Annotated in this window: 14 protein-coding genes and 1 other RNA gene; 10 read left to right on the top strand and 5 right to left on the bottom strand. The window is 54.6% G+C overall.

The features are described 5' to 3' along the window. Positions 1 to 177: 177 nt before the first annotated feature. Positions 178 to 367, bottom strand: a non-coding RNA gene (ssrS, locus tag JKK62_RS05305) — 6S RNA. 110 nt (positions 368 to 477) lie between these two features. Next, entirely contained in the window at positions 478 to 792 is a 315-nt protein-coding gene (locus JKK62_RS05300; RefSeq protein ID WP_186832931.1) for a DUF1292 domain-containing protein, read from the bottom strand. A 333-nt stretch (positions 793 to 1,125) separates the two neighbouring features. Here JKK62_RS05300 and JKK62_RS05295 point away from each other — a divergent pair, with 333 nt between their 5' ends. The 9 genes from JKK62_RS05295 (at position 1,126) to addA (ending at position 14,609) form a co-directional block, all read left to right on the top strand. Further along, on the top strand, positions 1,126 to 1,827 hold the full coding sequence (locus tag JKK62_RS05295; RefSeq protein ID WP_186832932.1) for a sugar transferase: 702 nt from the start codon (positions 1,126 to 1,128) through the stop codon (positions 1,825 to 1,827). 89 nt (positions 1,828 to 1,916) lie between these two features. After that, complete coding sequence (locus JKK62_RS05290) at positions 1,917 to 3,383, top strand: O-antigen ligase family protein (RefSeq protein ID WP_186832933.1); 1,467 nt, start codon at positions 1,917 to 1,919, stop codon at positions 3,381 to 3,383. A gap of 61 nt (positions 3,384 to 3,444) precedes the next feature. Further along, positions 3,445 to 3,927, top strand: coding sequence for an LURP-one-related family protein (locus JKK62_RS05285; protein WP_186832934.1), 483 nt, complete (start codon positions 3,445 to 3,447; stop codon positions 3,925 to 3,927). 37 nt (positions 3,928 to 3,964) lie between these two features. Continuing rightward, the gene (locus JKK62_RS05280) at positions 3,965 to 4,441 is read left to right on the top strand and encodes an Lrp/AsnC family transcriptional regulator (protein WP_186832935.1); all 477 of its coding nucleotides are present in this window, start codon (positions 3,965 to 3,967) and stop codon (positions 4,439 to 4,441) included. After that, positions 4,441 to 5,625, top strand: coding sequence for an aminotransferase class I/II-fold pyridoxal phosphate-dependent enzyme (locus JKK62_RS05275; protein ID WP_186832936.1), 1,185 nt, complete (start codon positions 4,441 to 4,443; stop codon positions 5,623 to 5,625). The genes JKK62_RS05280 and JKK62_RS05275 overlap by 1 nt, the downstream gene beginning before the upstream one ends. Next, on the top strand, positions 5,609 to 6,499 hold the full coding sequence (gene ispE, locus JKK62_RS05270) for a 4-(cytidine 5'-diphospho)-2-C-methyl-D-erythritol kinase (RefSeq protein ID WP_186832937.1): 891 nt from the start codon (positions 5,609 to 5,611) through the stop codon (positions 6,497 to 6,499). The genes JKK62_RS05275 and ispE overlap by 17 nt, the downstream gene beginning before the upstream one ends. 221 nt (positions 6,500 to 6,720) lie before the next feature. Beyond that, positions 6,721 to 7,311 carry a stage II sporulation protein R gene (gene spoIIR, locus JKK62_RS05265; protein WP_186832938.1) on the top strand — a complete coding sequence of 197 codons (591 nt, stop codon included), beginning with the start codon at positions 6,721 to 6,723 and terminating at the stop codon, positions 7,309 to 7,311. A 424-nt stretch (positions 7,312 to 7,735) separates the two neighbouring features. After that, a complete protein-coding gene (locus tag JKK62_RS05260) occupies positions 7,736 to 11,080 on the top strand; it encodes a PD-(D/E)XK nuclease family protein (protein WP_186832939.1) in 3,345 nt (1,114 codons plus the stop codon). Next, positions 11,070 to 14,609: a helicase-exonuclease AddAB subunit AddA gene (addA, locus tag JKK62_RS05255; RefSeq protein WP_186832940.1), complete on the top strand. Its 3,540-nt coding sequence runs from the start codon at positions 11,070 to 11,072 to the stop codon at positions 14,607 to 14,609. Before JKK62_RS05260 ends, addA begins: the two co-directional genes overlap by 11 nt. Positions 14,610 to 14,766: 157 nt before the next feature. Here addA and JKK62_RS05250 read toward each other — a convergent pair whose 3' ends face one another. From JKK62_RS05250 to JKK62_RS05240, 3 genes are read right to left on the bottom strand one after another with little or no spacing between them, the layout of a single operon-like run. Next, positions 14,767 to 16,350, bottom strand: coding sequence for an NAD(P)/FAD-dependent oxidoreductase (locus JKK62_RS05250; protein WP_186832941.1), 1,584 nt, complete (start codon positions 16,348 to 16,350; stop codon positions 14,767 to 14,769). Beyond that, positions 16,347 to 17,558 carry an aminoacetone oxidase family FAD-binding enzyme gene (locus tag JKK62_RS05245; RefSeq protein WP_186832942.1) on the bottom strand — a complete coding sequence of 404 codons (1,212 nt, stop codon included), beginning with the start codon at positions 17,556 to 17,558 and terminating at the stop codon, positions 16,347 to 16,349. Before JKK62_RS05245 ends, JKK62_RS05250 begins: the two co-directional genes overlap by 4 nt. Next, a complete protein-coding gene (locus JKK62_RS05240; RefSeq protein WP_186832943.1) occupies positions 17,558 to 18,058 on the bottom strand; it encodes a COG2426 family protein in 501 nt (166 codons plus the stop codon). Before JKK62_RS05240 ends, JKK62_RS05245 begins: the two co-directional genes overlap by 1 nt. Positions 18,059 to 18,220: 162 nt before the next feature. On the opposite strand from JKK62_RS05240, the gene JKK62_RS05235 reads away from it, so the two are divergent. Next, on the top strand, positions 18,221 to 18,700 hold the full coding sequence (locus JKK62_RS05235) for a VanZ family protein (protein WP_186832944.1): 480 nt from the start codon (positions 18,221 to 18,223) through the stop codon (positions 18,698 to 18,700). The last annotated feature ends 9 nt before the right edge of the window (positions 18,701 to 18,709 follow it).

Here is an 18,709-nt window from a genome sequence, read left to right as displayed (position 1 = left end):
TCCCCTTGAGGGGAAGGTGTCGAGCGGTTAAGCGAGACGGATGAGGTGGAAACGTATTATCCTCATGCCGTTGATTGATGAATCGGAAGGGCTTTCACCTCATCCGACCAATTTGCCTTGTATGGCAAATTGCCCACCTTCCCCTCAAGGGGAAGGCTGATGGTGTGAGCTTTTTAAAGGTATCCCGCCTGACCGTAACGGCCTTGAGATAACCTGCCTACACGATGACAGGTGGGTGCCCGCCCTGCGGCTTTAGGCTCCCTTCGTCCAAAAGGATGGGAGGTCTGCACACCGCCGAAGGAGCTAAGCTCCCGATTTAAATGTTGTAGGGTTATTTGCGACCGATACGCGGGTCAGGCAGGATGTTGACGTGAGTGTGAACGCCTGCGGAATAGGTATCTCGCTGACGCTCGATCAATGGTACAATTCCTCAGTCAGCTTGCGCTGACAGCTCCTTTTACCAAAAGGAGCCTTTTATTATTTCTTTTCCTCGTTTTCTTCCTCGACGTCGTCGAAAAGCTCTTCAAAACGCTTTTCAAAGATCGCGCTGAGTTCATCTAGCAGAGCCTCATCCTGAACCTCGGCGAGCTGTTCCTCGCCGTCTTCTTCGATGACCTCCATGATGTAGTACTCGCCGCTGTCATCTACACTGTCCTTCGCGTTGTCGTAGATGGGGTAGAGCGCGTAGAAAACGCCTTTTTCGTTTTCGATGGTATCGAGGATCTCAAAGTTGTGTTCCACATTGTCCTCATCGATCAGGGTGATCAAATCGGGCTTGTAATTATTGTCCATTCATTACCTCAAACTAAGGCGATCCCGCATGATTCAGATGTGCGGTTTGCCTTAACTTTCTTTAATATGATTTTACTATGACATCGGCGCGAAGTCAAGAGATTTTTGTAAGATTTCACAATAAAAATCATGGATTTATCTCGTTGACAATTAATTGTTTTTTCGGGGCGTTTTTGGCATAGTTTTTTTGAGAATATATTGAAAAAAACGGCGAAATATAGTATAATAATTAAGATTATAGGCTTTTATTCAACGTTGAATAGTATGGAATCATTACCGCATAGTAATGAATGAAAGTATTTGTATGACGGAACCGTTGAGTTCGGAGGCATTATGATTCTTTTACCGTTTGAAAAATTACCTCGAAAGCTTCAATGTGATGAGGTAAAAAAATACTATGAAATTCTGGATAAAAAACGACCGAGTTTGGTGATGAAGCGCGTGATGGATATCATCCTGTCGCTGATCATGATCGTACTGCTGATCCTGCCGATGGCGGTGATCGCGATCATCATCAAGCTGACCTCCAAGGGTCCCGTGCTCTATAAGCAGATGCGCGTCACGACCAACAACCGCCGTTTTAAGATTTGGAAGTTCCGCACCATGACGGTGGGCGCCGATCAAAAGGGCGCGCTGGTCACCTCGGCAAACGATAACCGCGTGACCGGTATCGGCAAGACCCTGCGCAAGTTCCGTCTGGATGAACTGCCGCAGGTGTTCCATGTGCTCTCCGGCAAGATGAGCTTTGTCGGCACACGCCCCGAGGTCGTCAAGTATGTGGAGCGGTACACGCCCGAGATGATGGCGACGCTTTTGATGCCCGCCGGCATCACCTCGCTCGCCTCCATCCGCTTCAAGGATGAGGACGCGATGATCGGCGACGTCAGCGATCCCGATGAGGTGGATCGCATCTATGTGGAAGAGATCCTCCCGAAAAAGATGAGGTATAATCTCAAGTATCTCTATCGGTTCGGTTTTCGACGGGATCTCTACCTGATGTTATCCACGGTCAAGCATGTTTTTACCGGCGACTGATATCAGACGGTTGATCTGATGGGAAGAATGTTTTTACCGGCGATCCGTATCTGTCGATTTGCGGCATTGCCTTTTAGTTGAGGATGGTTATGAGTAAGTTCAAAAAGGTGCTTTTGGATACCTCGTTGTTTCGGCGCAGCTATGTGATCTGTATGTTCTGCAGTAACTTGTCTTTCATACTGATCCCCGCCTACGCGGTGCTTGCCGTGCTGTTTGTCTGGGGCGTATTCCTCATGTGTTATAACGCGGTCAAGCATCGAACGATCCTGAAAACGCGTTACGGCTTATGGCTGTTCGCGTTTGTGGTGACCTCGCTCGTGACGATGATCGTCCATCTGGCGAGCTCGTTCCTGTATAACGCCTACAATCTGGTCATGCTGCTGCATGTGGCGATGTGCTTCTTTGTGTTCTATTCCGTACATACCGAAAAGCACCTTAACTTCCGCCGCGAGCTGTATTCTATCTGCCGCTTTATCGTCTATACCACCACGGTGCTGGGTATCCTCGGACTGGCGTTTTTGATGGCGGAGATCAGCTTTGAGGTCTTGTGGTTCAAGTTCATTGTATATGAGAACCGCTTTGACGGCATGTTTATCAATCCGAATCTGCTCGGATTTGTCGCGGTAGTGGCGATCTTCTGCTGTCATATGCTGCTCAAAAAAGACTTCATCGCGATATCGGGACGCGAGCGCGTCAGCCGTATCTGGATCGGCTCATGTATCGCGGTCAACGGGATCTCGCTGCTGCTGTGTGATTCCAACGGCGCGTTGGTGCTGCTGATAGGATACGCGATATTCTTTGTGATATACAAGATGTTCGGCTCCGAGTCGAAGTTCACCGTGTGGCAGATCATCTCTAAATCCGCCGCGTGCCTTGCCGCGGGACTGGTCATCGTGATGGCGATGTTCTTTGTGCGCAACATCACACAGGCGGGCTTTGTGCAGATCATGGATCATGCGGAATCATCATCGTCTATCTCCGCCGATTCCGTGACGGACAAGATCGCGCATGACGAGGCAGCCGTGACCTTTGAGCATGAGAACGCCAACCTCGATTCAGGACGCTTTGTGCTCTGGCAGCAGGCGTCGAAGATGTTCCTGCAGGATCCGATCCTCGGTATCGGCAAGGGCAACATCTATGAATACGGTACCCGTATCTTTGAGGACGGTATCAAGTTCTCGGATAAGTACGGAGCGCTGGCGCCCATCATGACGGACTTCCACAACGGGTATATCACGATACTGGTATGCTCGGGCGTGGTCGGATTCGTGCTGTTCTGTATCTTCGGACTGCGGTTCTTCAAGCATATCACGATGCACGTCTTTCGGGATGACAGCCTGCATGAGAGCGTGCTGCCGTGTATGTACTCGTTCTTGTGCTCCTACCTGATCTACTCGTTCATCGAGGTAGGACTGCTGTACAATCCGACCTTTACGATCATTTTCTTCTGGCTGATACTCGGATATACCTCGTGCTTCCTCGTCAAATACGAGCCCGACAGCACGCTCGGTACCTTCGTCCTGTTCGGACGTACCTTCCGCAAGAGCCTTTTGTAAGAAGTGCATCAGTCATTGCATGAATCGGTGAAATAATCCAATAATATCCGTGGTGATAACAGTGAAAATCTATTTACAACGTGATATTTCGACACTGAACGCACGGTATCAGGTCGCCGATGAACAGGGCAGGCTCCGCTATACGGTGACCGGCAAACGCAATCCCTCCGGCGAGAGTATCCGTATCTGCGATACCGACGGAAATACCGTCTGCAAGATCCGCTCTCTCGGCTTCACCGCGCTGTCGGTGTACAGTATCAGCGCGGGCGGGGAGAGTATGCGGCTGAATATCGCCGTCGGCAGCGGCCGCGCGTCGATCCGCTTCCGCGGGATCAGTTTTTTGGTTCGCGGTGATGTGTTGATGGGCTCCTACTCCATCCTTGACGCGGACACCGCCGTGGTGTGTACGGTGGGCAGGGATTATGCCCGCGATTGCATCCAGCTCGTCTTGAATCAAAATGAAAGAGAGATCTTCTGTCTGGCGACGGCGATCTGTATCGACAGTCTGAATGTCGGCAGTATCCCCGCTTTACAGATGACATAGAATCAAATATTATACAAATCCAGAAAGGATGAATCATATGGACAAGTTATTACGTATACTGAGTGAAAATTCAAATTACACGACCGCGCAGCTTTCGATGATGCTCGGCGAGCCCGAGGAAGCCATCGAAGCGCGTATCAAAGAATATGAAAATAACGGTGTGATCTGCGGTTATCAGGCAGTCATCAACTGGGAGGCTGTGCCTGACGCGGGCGTTATGGCGATCATCGAGCTCAAGGTCGCTCCCCAGATGCAGAAGGGCTTTGATGATATCGCCGAGAAGATCATGCAGTATGACGAGGTGGAATGTGTCTACCTGATGGCGGGCGCTTATGACCTGCTCCTCATCGTCAAGGGCAGGACGATCCAGGACGTCTCCTCCTTTGTCGCAAAGCGTCTGGCGGCGATGCATGGCATCTTGTCCACCGCGACCCACTTTATGCTAAAGCGCTATAAAGAGGACAGCGTGCCGCTGATCGATACGAAAAAAGACGGAAGGGAAATGATCGTCTGATGAATTATTCCGAAAAGCTGACGCCGTCGATCCAATCGGTCAAGCCCTCCGGTATCCGCCGATTCTTCGATATCGTCAATGAGATGGATCACGTGATCTCTCTTTCGGTCGGCGAGCCCGATTTCCAAACGCCGTGGCATGTGCGCGAGGCGGGTATCGAGTCGCTCGAACAGGGCAAGACATGGTACACCCCAAACCGCGGCTTCAAGGAGCTGTGCGGAGAGATCGTAAAATTCTATAAAAGAAAATACAACCTTACATATGACCCCTCGACCGAGTGTCTGGTCACGGTTGGCGGCAGTGAAGCGATCGACAACGCGATCCGCTGTATGGTCTCTGTCGGCGACGAGGTGCTGATCCCTCAGCCCTCCTTTGTATGCTATGAGCCGCTGACGATCATGGCGGGCGCTACTCCCGTCCTCATTCAGACCAAGGCGGAGAACGCCTTCCGTCTGACGCCCGAGCAGCTCGAGGAAAAGATCACCGATAAAACCAAGCTCTTGATCCTGCCGTATCCGAACAATCCGACGGGCGGCATCATGGAGCGCGAGGATCTTGAGGCGATCGCCGAAGTGGTAAAGAAGCACGATCTGATGGTGCTCTCTGACGAGATCTACTCCGAGCTGACCTATGAGGGCAAGCACCATGTGTCCATCGCCTCCATCGACGGCATGTGGGAACGCACCGTCGTCATCAACGGCTTCTCCAAGGCTTACGCCATGACGGGCTGGCGACTCGGCTACGCGCTCGCTCCCAAGGAGATCTGCGCGATGATGGTCAAGCTCCACCAGTTCTGCATCATGTCCGCTCCGACAACGGCGCAGTACGCCGCGATCGAAGCGTTGAAAAACGGCGATGACGACATCGAGATGATGAAGGGCGAGTACGATATGCGCCGCCGCTTTGTAGTCGGCTCGCTGAATAAGATGGGACTGACCTGCTTCAATCCCGAGGGCGCGTTCTACTGCTTCCCCTGCATCAAATCCACCGGGCTGAGCAGTGATGAATTCTGCACGCGTCTGCTCCAGAGCAAGCATGTCGCGCTGGTGCCCGGTACGGCATTCGGCGAATGCGGCGAGGGCTATGTGCGCCTGAGCTACTGTTATTCGATCAAGCACTTACGACAGGCAATGAAGCTGATCAAAGAGTTTTTGAAGGAACTGGAAGATGAAAATAACGGTTAAAGCACCCGCAAAGATCAACCTGACGCTCGACATCGTCGGCAAGCGCGCCGACGGTTATCACGATGTCGCGATGGTGATGCAGACGGTCTCTCTCTATGATACCGTCACGGTCGAGAAACTCTCCGGTGAGGGCGACGGCATCACCGTATCCTGTCCTAAATATCCCGATGTGCCGACCGATGACAGCAATATTGTGTGCAAGGCGGCACGCGCGTTTTTCGATAAGACCGGCGTTACACCCGCACCCCTTTCGATCACGATCGATAAAGAGATCCCGACACAGGCGGGGTTGGCGGGCGGTTCCACCGACGGCGCGGCTGTTGTGCTGGCACTGAACCAGCTTTTTGAAACACGCCTGAGCATGGATGAGATGGCGCAGATCTGCGCGCGCTTCGGCTCGGATGTACCGTTCTGTTTGTTGGGCGGTACGATGCTCGCGACCGGTACCGGCACGACGCTCAAAAAACTGCGCGCCATGTCCGACTGTCACATCGTGATCTGCAAGCCCGATATCTCCGTGTCCACTGCCGCGGCATATGCCGCCTGTGACGCGCGTGAGCCCAAAGGCTTCCTCTATACCGACGAGCTGATCAAGCGGCTCTACAGCCGCGATATCCGCGGACTCTCCACCTGCCTGTACAATGAGTTTGAGCAGGTGATGGAGCTGCCGGAGATCAATGAGATCAAGCGTGAGATGATCGCCTGCAAGGCACTGGGCGCTTCCATGAGCGGATCGGGCTCGGCGGTCTACGCGATCTTCCTCAATCAGAAGAAGGCGGAGAAATGCGTTAATATTCTGAAAGAGAAATATAATAAAGTGTTCCTGACCAAGCCTCTCAAAGACGGCTGTCGTGTCGAGAAGGTCGAACCATAATAAGCTTTCCCGACGCGAGGGGGGATTTGCTGTTTTTAATCGGTTGAGATTGCCACAGGGCGCACTTCAGATTGTCATTGCGAGGAGGAACATTGTTCCGACGTGGCGATCTCAACCTAACGATTGCGCCCTTCGCAATGACTGTTTTGAATAAAGTGAATAAACATTTGATTACCTGCCAAAGATGATACTGTACCCAACTTGAAAGGCAGGTAATTCTTTTGAAGAAATATATCCATCTGTTTGTCGGCTCCGTCATCATTGCGGCGATGCTCCTTTGTCTACCGTTTTTTAATTCTTGTGAAGAATTATCAGAGGATGTACTGCGCGTACATATCCTCGCGAATTCCGATTCCGCCGCTGACCAGAGCTTGAAGCTCGGCGTGCGTGATCGTGTCTTGCGGGAGTGTTCCGATTATTTCAACGGCTGCGATGACAAGGACGAAGCGATCAGGCTTACAAGATCGCATCTGAGCGAGATCGAACAGGTCGCCTCACACGAGATCAAGCGCCGCGGCTTCGATTATCCCGTCACGGCACAGGTAGGCGAGATGTACTTCAACACGCGCTGTTATGATGACTTTACCATGCCGGCGGGTCGGTACGACGCACTGCGTCTGACCATCGGCGACGGTGAGGGTCAGAACTGGTGGTGCGTGATGTATCCGTCATTGTGTGTCGGCGCCGCGTGTGAGACCGAAATGGAGGATCACCTTGACGACGGCGAATATGAGGTGGTCACTGCCGACAAATATGATTTTCGCTTCAAGCTCGTTGAATACTGGGAAGGCTTCCGGTCGCTGTTTCGATGAAAATGGATGTACCGAAAACAGGTCACTGTATGTGATAGGATAACACTGTAAAAAGCAGTTGAGATTGCCACGTCGTCGTCGTTCGCTTTGCGCGGTAGGCATATCCGGTTGGTATGCCTTGACCTTGCTCCGCGACTCCTCCTCTCCCTAACACGCGGGGCGTGTCGGGGACCCCGGTTAATGGAGCCTCGCAATGACGGATATAAAAGCAGTTGAGATTGCCACGTCGTCGTCGTTCGCTTTGCGCGGTAGGCATATCCGGTTGGTATGCCTTGACCTTGCTCCGCAACTCCTCCTCTCCCCACCACGCGGGGCGTGTCGGGGACCCCGGTTAATGGAGCCTCGCAATGACGGATATAAAAGCAGTTGAGATTGCCACGGCTTATTTGAGCCTCGCAATGACAAATAGTAATGCGGAGGAATTATGCTGCGTTTTGTACTCGGCCGTTCCGGCTACGGAAAAAGTGAATATCTGCGCCGCAAATTTGCCGACCTCGCGCGAAAGGGAGAGGACAAGCTCCTGTTCCTCGTGCCGGATCAGATCTCCTTTGAGACCGAAGCGGCGTTTCTCGACCTATTGGGTCCTGCCGTATCGCGCAACATCATGGTGCTGGGCTTCTCACGCCTGTGCGACTATGTCTTTGAGCAGACTGGCAACCGATTCGCGACCTTTGCGGATGACGGCGTTCGCCATTTGATGATGAGCCTTGCGCTCGAGCAGGTGGGGGATGAGTTGACGGTTTTTGACAAGCGAACCGACTCCGCCGATATGCGCGAGCTGATGCTCTCCGCCGTCAAGGAATATAAAAAATGCGCCCTGTCGTCCGACGTACTGCGTGAGGCGGCTCAGTCCGCGGGGGATGACACCCTGCGCGCCAAGCTGAATGACACCGCGCTCGTGTATGACGCGTACAACGCGATCATGGAGCGCAGTTATATGGATCCGCTGGATTCGCTCACAAAGGTCTGTGAGCTGTTGACCGATCGTAAACTGTTTGAGGGCTATACTGTCGCGCTCGACGCGTTCTACGGCTTTACGGCGCAGGAATACGATGTGATCGAACAGCTGTTGGTGATGAGTAATGAGATGTTTGTCGCGCTGACGGACGACTGCCGTCCCGACAGTGAGAATCTGTTTTTTGTACCGCGCCGTACCCGTGCACGACTGTCGCGCATGGCGCGGGATCACGGCGTCGAGATCGCGCCGCTGACGACCTTGCATACGCCGTACCGCTTTCATGATGAGGCGTTGATCGCGCTGGAAGAAAGCGCCTACCGGCCGGAGAAAGAACCGTATATACAGAACGCCGACGCAGTGACCATATACCGCGCCTCGGGCTTGTATGATGAATGTGATTTTGTCGCACGCACGATCCGCGCCTTAGTAGAGGACGGAGCGCGCTATCGCGACATCGCGGTGATCTGCCGCAGTGCCGACCGCTACACCGGCATCCTTGAATCGTACTTTGATAAATACGGCGTCCGCTGTTTTATGGACAAGCCGCAGAACATCGACGCCATGCCGATGGTGCGCCTGGTGACAGCCGCGTTCAACATCGTGAACCGCGGTTTTCAGCGCGAGGATGTGCTCTCCCTGCTGAAAACAGGTCTGTGCTCCTATTCGGTCGGCGAGATCGCGGACTTTGAAAACTATCTTTTCGTCTGGGACATCAGCGGACGAAAGTTTGATACCCCCTTTACCGCGTCGCCCGACGGCTTTGCGGATGAAATGAGCGAACGGCAAAAGGAGATCTTGGAGCGCGTCGAAGCACTGCGCGCCGATATCATCGGGACACTGCGTGATTTTGCCTTTGCCGTAAAGGATACCGACGGCAGAACGATCGCCAAGGCGCTGATGAAGCTGCTCTACAAATTGCGCGTAGACGACAACATCAACACCCTGTTCGACGCTTATGAGGCGCAGGGTGAGCACGAGCTTGCCGCTGATCTGATCCGCATGTGGAACGTGCTGTGCGGCATCCTCGATAAGACCGTTGCCGTGATCGGCGATTACGCGATGACGCCCAAGCGATTCGCGGAGCTGTTGTACACCAACTTTGCCGCGTCAGAGGTCAGCACCATTCCGCGCGGCATGGATGAGGTGGATGTGTCCACCGCCGACCGCTCCCTGATCTCGGACAAGAAGATCGTCTTTTTGATCGGCGCGCTCGACGGAGAGTTCCCGCATACCCCCGTGGAGGCGGGGGTGTTCACTGACGACGAACGTGTTTTGTTGAAGGAGACCCTGCATCTGCCGCTGTCCGACTCGATCGAGGAGCTGATCGCGACCGAGCGCTATTATGCGTATTCGGCGCTGACCGCCGCGGGGGATCGGCTCTATCTCAGCTTTCCCGCCGCCGATGTGCGCGGCGAACTCCTGACGCCCTCGGACATTATCTCCGAGGTGGAGGTGAGCCTGCCGAAGCATCGTTTTATCAACTATGACACGGTACCGATCGGAGAACGACTGCGTTCCAAAAGAGCGGCGTTCGATTATCTTGTCAGCCGCTATCACAGCCGCAGTGCCGATATCGCGGCGCTCAAAGCGTATTTTCTTGAGGATGAAGAATACCGCGCTGTTATCAACTCCATCGAGGATGTGCTGAGCAGGCGTGTCCGCAAGATCAAGGACATGAAGCTGACCAAAGAGCTGTTTGGCAAAGAAATGCGTCTGTCATCGACCAAGATCGATGTGTACCATAAATGTCCGTTCCGCTATTTCTGCGAGTACGGCCTACATATCCGTGAGCGCCGCAAGGCGACCGTGGACGCGCTCGAATACGGCACCCTCATGCACCATATCTTTGAGGTGTTCTTCTCGCGGTACAGCCGTGAGGAATACATACAGATGGATGAGAGCGTGATCGAGGACATTGTATCCGATATCCTCGACAATTATATCGACGTCCACTTCGGCGGGACGGAAGAAAAGTCAGAGCGTTTTTTGTATCTTTTGTACCGCACCAAATCCACCGCGACACGGTTGCTCCTGCATATGATCCGTGAGCTCGGACAAAGCGACTTTATCCCTGTCGATTTTGAGCTGGGCGTGGGGGAGGATATCCCCGACTATTCGGTGGAGCTGAAGGACGGTCTGCGGCTATCCGTGCGCGGCAGTGTCGACCGCGTCGACCGCTGTGACGCGGACGGCAAAAGCTATATCCGTGTCATCGACTACAAGACCGGAACCAAGGAATTCAACATCAATGATCTTCTGTATGGTCTGAACCTGCAGATGTTTATCTACTTATACGCGATCCGTGAAAACGGCGCACAGCGTTACGGTGAGATCACCCCCGCGGGCGTTCTCTATATGCCCGCCGTATCGCCGTCGGTATCCGCCGATCCCGATACGCCGGAGGCAAAGATCCGCAGTGAACTGATCAAGAAGTACGCGATGAAGGGCGTGATCCTCGATGACGCCGACGTCGTCGCGCATATGGAGCATGACGGCGAGGGCGTGTTCATCCCCGCTAAGCTCAAGGACGGGGTCGTATCCGCGAGCGCGGGCAGTCTTGCGACGCTCGAAGAGCTGGGCGCGATCTTCCGCAGGATCGACGAGCTGACGACTGCGATGGCGCAGTCGCTCTATGACGGCGACGTTGCCGCACTGCCGCTCAAGGGCAAAAAATACGACGGATGCGCCTACTGCGTCTATCGCGCGGTATGTCTGCATAAGGATGATGATCCCTGCCGTGAGGCGGTGGACAGAAGTGCCGCCGAGGTGTTTGAAGAACTGAGAGGAGAGGGGGATCACGATGGCACGTAACTGGACGGAGCATCAGCTCGACGCGATCACGGCGCGCGGCGGTTCGGTGATCGTTTCGGCGGCAGCCGGATCGGGTAAGACCGCCGTACTGGTCGAGCGCGTGATCCGATTGATCACCGACGCCGAAAACGGCGTAGACGCCGATAGACTGCTGGTCGTGACCTATACCCGAAAGGCTGCCGCAGAGCTCAAAGGCAGGCTCAGAGAAGCTTTGTGCGAATGTATCCGCAAGGATCCCTCTGATCCGTTTTTGATCCGACAGCAATCCCTGCTCGGCAAGGCGCATATTTCTACCGTGGATTCGTTCTGTATGTCGCTGTGCAAGGAGTATTTCTATCTGCTCGACATCGACCGCAACATCCGTATCGCCGACGCGGGTGAGCTGAGCGTGATGCGTGCCGACGCGATGCGCCTGACGCTCGATCTGCTGTATGAGGAGAAGGATCCGAAGTTCCATCGTCTGGTGGAGACCTTCGCGTCCGCGCGGGGCGACAGCAGGCTGGAGGATCACATCAGCCGCCTGTATGACTTTTTGCGCTCCCATCCGTTCCCCGAGCGCTGGATGGAAGAAAAGCTCTCCTACTACACCGACTTCACCGAGGTCGGCGACACGGTATGGGGGCGGATCATCGCGGAGTATACGCGTGAGGCGGCGGAGTATTTGCATCTGCTCAACGACCGCGCGCTTGACGCGATCTCACTGGATGAAAAGCTCTATGATAAGAACTTTTCGCTGTTCGATTCCTATCGGGTGTTCTGCGAACGACTGCAAAACGCGATCAAACAGGAAAGCTGGAATATGATCCGCGACACGCTCCATTCCTTTTCGGCGGGTCGCCTGTCCACGCCGCGCGGCTATGCCGATAATCCGCTGAAGCTGGAGGCGGCTTCGGCGCGCGACATCTTCAAGGACACTGTCAAATCGCTCCAAAAGCTCTACACGCAGGAGGAAGATCTGTGCCTGTATGAGATCGAGCGCCTCAAGGATTATGCGGAACAGCTTTTCAAGGCGGTGAGCCTGTTCGAAAAGCACTATGCGATGCTGAAAAAAGAAAACAGCGTAGCGGACTACGCTGATATCGAGCATTGGGTGCTGTCGCTGATCGTCGATCGCGACACGATGACCGCCACCGACGTCGCGAGCGAGATCTCGTCCCGCTTTGACTACATCATGGTGGATGAGTACCAGGACGCGAACGAGGTACAGGATACCATCTTCAAGACGATCTCCCGCGAGGAAACGAATCTGTTCGTCGTCGGCGACGTCAAGCAGAGTATCTACGGCTTCCGTCAGGCGATGCCCGAATTATTCTTAAAAAGAAAAAATAATGCCGTATTATATGATAAAAACGCAGAAGACTATCCCGCAAAAATAATTCTTGAAAAGAATTTTAGAAGTGACAGCGCCGTGCTGTCCGCCGTCAATTTCTTCTTCAAAAAATTGATGTCAACGGCAGTCGGCGATATCGAATATAACGAGGAGGAAATGCTCTTTCCCGGAGCGGATTACGAGCCGCGGGAGGAGCCCGCGGTCGAGCTGGATCTGATCGACAAAGAAGCGGTCGGTGAGGAAGACGCCGCGATCGCGGAAGCACGCTTTATCGCCGAGCGCATCCATCAAATGGTCGTCGAGGGGTATCCCGTCAAGGACGGTGACGCTTACCGCCCCGCGACGTTCAGCGACTTTGCCGTTTTGATGCGCAACCTGTCGAGCTACGGCGCGGTCTACCGTGAGGTATTCGAGCTGTACGGTATCCATGCCCACAGCGAGAGCGGCGCGGGATTCCTGGACAGCAGAGAGATCATGCTGATCACCAACTTTTTGCGCGTCATCAACAATCCCGCCCTCGATATCGAGCTGTTGAGCGTTGTGATGAGTCCGGTGTTCGCCTTTGATGAGGACGACCTCGCGCGTATCCGCATCGGACAGCGCAAGGGCTCGCTCTACGCGGCGATCACGCTGGACGCGGAAAAGGGCAATCAAAAGAGCAAAGCCTTTCTCGATGAACTGTCCTACTATCGGAACGTGTCCGTCACGATTCCGTTACATCAGCTGATCACCTTGATCTATGAACGCTCGTCGTTCATGGCGATCATCTCCGCGTCCGACAGTGCGGGCGCGACCAATAACCTGCGCCTGCTGCTCGATTACGCGCGCACGTTTGAGCAGAACACCCACCGCGGCTTGTCGGCATTTGTCAATTACCTTGACCGACTGATCGAGGACGGCTCCGACCTGCCCTCGGCGACAAGCGACGGCGGCGCGGATATCGGCGTCGAGTTGATGACCGTGCACGCGTCAAAGGGGCTCGAGTTCCCGATCTGCTTTATCGCGAACACCGCGCGCAAGTTCGTGTCCGACGCGTCACAGTCGGTACTGCTCCATTCGCGCTACGGCTACGCGCAAAAGCTCTATGATCCCGCGCTTTCCGCCAACTTCAACACCATGCCGCGCAACGCGCTGGCGATGGAGATCAGCCGTGATGAGATGAGCGAGGAGCTGCGCGTTCTCTATGTCGCGATGACACGCGCCAAGCAAAAGCTGATCATGCTCGCGACTCCCTCGCGTTCGGTCGCATTCTACATCGGCGGTATCGCGAAGAAGCTCGCCGGTCAGCGGGAGATCTCACCCTTCGCGGTGCGCTCCGCCAACGCCCTGTCCGATTGGCTGGTCATGTGCGCCCTGCTCCATCCTGACGGCGAAACACTGCGGGAGTACGCGGGCGTTTCCGCTGACAGTGAGCCGCAGGCTGATTTCGCGTTCAACTGTCGTGTGATCGACACGCCGTATGATGTGGAAGATACAAACGATATCATGTTGGAAGAAGCGGATGTTGAGGCAAATACCGCCCTGCTCGACGAGCTGAAAAAGCACGCCGATTATCGCTATCCGTATGAGGCGATCGAAGCCCTGCCTGTCAAGGTCGCGGCGTCCGCGTTGGCGCATCAGATGACCGACAAGGCGTATGAGCGCTATCTCGACCGACCCGCGTTTTTACAGGGCGAAAAGCTCACCTCCGCCGAGAAGGGCACCGCGCTGCACGCGTTCATGCAGTTCGTCGATTTTGCCGCGGCAAGAGCGGATATGGAAGCACAGCTGAGCCTACTGCATACCGGCGGCTACCTGACCGAAGCACAGGTGAACAGCATCGACAAAACGCGCGCCGAACGCTTTATCCAAAGCGATCTGGTAACGCGCTGTCTGAGATCCGACGAAGTGTACAAGGAGTACCGCTTTAATGTCAAGATCCCCGCAAAGCTGATCGATCCCGAGATCGACGAAGCCTTCCGCGAGGAAAAGGTGATCCTGCAGGGCGCGGTGGATCTGGCGTTCGTCGAGGACGGACAGCTGGTGATTGTCGATTACAAGACCGACCGCGTAAAAAATCCGCATACGCTGAACGACCGCTACGCTTCACAACTGCTGCTGTATAAGGACGCGATGGAGGAATGTCTGGGATTGCCCGTCAAGGAATGTCTGATCTATTCGATCCATCACAGCGCACAGATCGAAGTATACCGTAAATGATAAAAGGCTCCCTCACGGACATCTTCCATGAGCAAGGAGGCTCCTTTTGGTAAAAGGAGCTGTCACCGAACGGTGACTGAGGAATTGCATCAACTGACCGAGCGTCAGCGAGATACATTTCCTTGCTCAAAGGGATTGTCCCGAATGGGAGCCTTTGTTATGTTGTGATGATTTTTTCGGCGACCTTGATGCCGTCGACGGCGGCGGATACGATGCCGCCCGCGTAGCCCGCGCCTTCGCCGCAGGGGTACAGTCCTTTCAGGCTGACGCTCTGCATATTTTCGTCGCGCGTGATGCGGATGGGGGAGGAGCTGCGGCTTTCCACCGCGGTGAGGATCGCATCGGGATGGTTGAAGCCGTGCAGCCGACGGTCGATCATCGGGATCGCCTCACGCAGAGAGTCGGTCACAAACGGCGGCAGGATATCGTCCATCGAGGCGAATTCGGTGCCGGGCAGATAGCTCGGTGTGACCTCGCCGAGTCGGGTGGAGATCTCTTTGTTGAGAAAATCGCCGACGCGGATGATCGGCGCGCGGTAATCGCCGCCTCCCGCGACAAACGCTTTGTGTTCCAGCTCTCTTTGCCAGAACATGCCTTTGAGCCGGTGCTCGCCCACGATATCGTCGGGGTGGACGGATACAAGGAGCGCCGCGTTGGAGTTGACCTTGTCGCGCGCGAATTCGCTCATGCCATTGGTGACAACACTGTTTTCTTCACTCTGTGCCGCGACGACAACGCCGCCCGGACACATACAAAAGGTATATACGCCGCGTCCATCCTTGAGGTGGACGTTTTGTTTATAGTAGGCGGCGGGCAGCCTGCTGTGTGCCGCGCCGTATTGAGAACGGTCGATATTCTCGCGCAGATGCTCGATACGCACGCCGACGGAGAACGGCTTCGGTTCGATGTGGATCCCCATGCCGTGGATCAGCTCAAAGGTATCGCGCGCGCTGTGACCGATCGCAAGCACGATCTCGTTACATTCGATCAGCCGCTTTGTACCATCATGCTCGACCTCGGCGGCGGTGATCGCTCCGTCGTTCGTTTTGATGTCGGTCAGCTTGGTGTCGAAATGGACTTCAGCGCCGAGAGCAATCAATTCCTCACGGATGCTTTTGACGGTATCGCGGAGCTTGTCCGTGCCGATATGCGGCTTGGCGTTGTACAGAATCTCGTCGGGAGCGCCGTGCGCGGCAAATTCGAGGAGCACCTTGCGTGATCTGCCGTCCTTGGTGCCGGTGTTGAGCTTACCGTCCGAAAAAGTCCCCGCGCCGCCCTCGCCGAACTGCACATTACATTCGGCGTCGAGGACCGCCTTTTGCCACATGCGGTTGACGGCTTCGGTGCGTTCCTCCACGCGTGACCCGCGCTCGATCACGATGGGACGGATACCGCTTTGCGCTAATGTCAATGCGCAGAATAATCCCGCGGGACCCGTGCCGACGATCAGCGGCCGCTTATCCTTATTCTTCGGGGTCAGGGGAATGTAGCGGTACGGCTCGGTGATAGCGGCATTTTTGCATTTTGCCTTATTCAGTGCCGCCTGCTCATTACCGCTCAGCGTGATATCGATGCTCGTGGTATAGTGGATGTCGTTTTTGTGCCGCGCGTCAATGGAGCGCCGATAGAGCGACGCTTGTTGGATCGCCTTGATCGGCACCCGCAGTTCCTTGGCGCATACCGCGCGGATGTCGTCGTCGGAATAGCCCAGGGGTAGTTTGATATTGCTCAGCCGTATCATAGGTGATCCCCCGCGCACATGCCGCTCGCGAATGCGAACTGAAGGTTGTAGCCGCCGCAGTCGCCGTCGATATCCAGCGTCTCGCCGATGATATACAGTCCGCGGTGGCGGTTGCTTTCAAAGGTATGGGGGTCGATCTCACTGAGCTTGACCCCGCCCGCGGTGACCTGTGCTTTCTTGAAATCACGGGTTTCTTCGCATACAAAGCGCCAGTCGGTGATATGACGGCACAGCGACTTTATTTCTTTTAAGGAAATATCTTTGCATGACGAGGATGGCTTGATCCCGCATGATTTCAGCAGTGCCGACCCGATATTTTTATGGAACATTCCCGTGAAAACTTCGCCGCAGGATGCGTTGCGTTTGAATCTGTTTATGATCTCCCGCTCGACCTGCTCATAGGAGAAGTCGGGCAGAAGGTTGAGGTGGATCTCGCAACCGCCGCGATTGGCGTATCGGGAGAGATCGAAGATGCAGATCCCCGATAACGCGCCGTCGTTGAACTGCACCTCGCCGCGTTCGGTTTTGATGATCCTTTTGTCGCGGATCAGCGAGGCTTCCGCCGACGCGCGGATACCTTTTAGCGATTTGAGATGCTCGCTCTTGACCTTGACGGGTGAGAGGGAAGGGCTGAGCTTAGTCATGCTCAAGCCCAGTGATCGCATCAGTTCACGGCTGTCGCTGTTTCTTCCCGCGTAATCCGCCTTACCGCCCGCGGCGATGACCAGCTTTTTGGCGAAAAGCCGCAGCTCGGGCGTCACGATCTCGTACCCCTCAGCGGTCTTTTGGATGCGCGAGATATCGGTATTGCAGATGGTTTCGATATGAAGCTGACTGTTCCTCATGCGCAGTACGTCGAGGACGGAGCTTGCCTGATTGGACAGGGGATAGACCCTGCCTTCGCTGTCGGTATGCGTGAGCAGTCCGAGCGTGCGGAAGTATGACAGAACAGCGTCGGGATTATATTTCTTAAAAAGAATATTGATCAGATCGCCGCTTGCGTCACCGTGATAGCTGTTCGTGTTTGCGCCGATATGGCTGAGGTTGCATCTGCCGTTGCCGGTGACAAGGATCTTTTTGCCCACGCGATCTGCTTTTTCCAGTATGACGATCGCCTGATCGGGATGGTTCTCCGCGGCACGGATCGCGCACATCAGTCCCGCCGCGCCTCCGCCGATGACCGCCGCGTAAACGTTACGTTTCTTCATTACGCTTTGGGTGCGAAGATCGCGCCGATCGCGCCGAATACGCCCATCGACGCCAAGCCCATGATCACGCCGGCAATGATGACGCCGAGCATGACGGCGATAACGCTCTTCTTAAAGTCCATATCCAGCATGGACGCCGCGAGCGTGCCCGTCCACGCGCCGGTACCGGGCAGGGGGATGCCGACGAACAGCATCAGCGCGACAAACAGACCTCTGCCTGCTTTTGCCTGCAGTTTTTTACCGCCCTTTTCACCTTTTTCCAGACAGAAGGTGAAGAATTTGCCGATGAACTTTTTATCCTTGCCCCATTCGAGTATCTTGCGCGCGAAGAGGTAGATGAACGGTACGGGGAGCATATTGCCGATGATAGCAAGAATGTACACGACGACCATGTTCATATTGCCGCCGAGGTTGTTGACGCCGACGGCATAGGGGATCGCGCCGCGCAGCTCGATCAGCGGCACCATAGAAATCAAAAATACGATGATGTAATGAAGCATAAGGAGTCTCCTTTTCATTTCTTCTCCATAGCATTATAACTGAAAAAAGCAGTCTTTTCAACTCTAATTTGAAGGATTGATAAAACTTATATGAATCCGTTTGACAACTTATGCGGAATGGATTAGAATTAACTGGAGAAAAATCGCTGAAACAGGTGCAGGATGAAAGAGAAAAAACTGACGGCGGCACGCGTGATCCTGACGTTGTTGACCGTAGCGGCGATCGCCGCGATCTTCTACAATTCATCACAGGACGCGGTCGAATCGACCGAGCGCAGCTCGCCGCTGACGGATTGGATCAACGGCATACTGGCAGGCTTTCCGATCCCGTTCAGTGTGACAGAGAATTTTATACGCAAGCTGGCGCATTTTGCCGAGTATTCGTTCCTCGGCGCGTTGCTGAGCGTAACGTATTATGTGCATCTTCGCAAGATCAAAACCGCGCTGATCGCGACATTGATCACCGGCGCTGTCGTCGCGACGATCGACGAGATCATCCAGCTCTTTCCCGCGGGCCGATCCTGTCAGGTGAGCGATATCCTGCTCGATTGCTGCGGCGTCGCGTTCGCGGCGGCGATCGTGATGCTGATCATTCGGGCGATCAAAAACAAACGTCGCAAAAAACTCAGCAAAGAATCATGATATGATTGC

It is taken from the genome of Ruminococcus difficilis, from assembly GCF_016680995.1.
This window is presented reverse-complemented; position numbering and strand designations above follow the sequence as displayed.

Excerpts from the sequence above, each read along its gene's own strand:
- JKK62_RS05300 (WP_186832931.1), bottom strand. The coding sequence starts at position 792 with ATGGACAATAATTACAAGCCCGATTTGATCACCCTGATCGATGAGGAC.
- JKK62_RS05295 (WP_186832932.1), top strand. The coding sequence starts at position 1,126 with ATGATTCTTTTACCGTTTGAAAAATTACCTCGAAAGCTTCAATGTGAT.
- JKK62_RS05290 (WP_186832933.1), top strand. The coding sequence starts at position 1,917 with ATGAGTAAGTTCAAAAAGGTGCTTTTGGATACCTCGTTGTTTCGGCGC.
- JKK62_RS05280 (WP_186832935.1), top strand. The coding sequence starts at position 3,965 with ATGGACAAGTTATTACGTATACTGAGTGAAAATTCAAATTACACGACC.
- JKK62_RS05275 (WP_186832936.1), top strand. The coding sequence starts at position 4,441 with ATGAATTATTCCGAAAAGCTGACGCCGTCGATCCAATCGGTCAAGCCC.
- ispE (WP_186832937.1), top strand. The coding sequence starts at position 5,609 with ATGAAAATAACGGTTAAAGCACCCGCAAAGATCAACCTGACGCTCGAC.
- JKK62_RS05260 (WP_186832939.1), top strand. The coding sequence starts at position 7,736 with ATGCTGCGTTTTGTACTCGGCCGTTCCGGCTACGGAAAAAGTGAATAT.
- addA (WP_186832940.1), top strand. The coding sequence starts at position 11,070 with ATGGCACGTAACTGGACGGAGCATCAGCTCGACGCGATCACGGCGCGC.
- JKK62_RS05250 (WP_186832941.1), bottom strand. The coding sequence starts at position 16,350 with ATGATACGGCTGAGCAATATCAAACTACCCCTGGGCTATTCCGACGAC.
- JKK62_RS05245 (WP_186832942.1), bottom strand. The coding sequence starts at position 17,558 with ATGAAGAAACGTAACGTTTACGCGGCGGTCATCGGCGGAGGCGCGGCG.
- JKK62_RS05240 (WP_186832943.1), bottom strand. The coding sequence starts at position 18,058 with ATGCTTCATTACATCATCGTATTTTTGATTTCTATGGTGCCGCTGATC.
- JKK62_RS05235 (WP_186832944.1), top strand. The coding sequence starts at position 18,221 with ATGAAAGAGAAAAAACTGACGGCGGCACGCGTGATCCTGACGTTGTTG.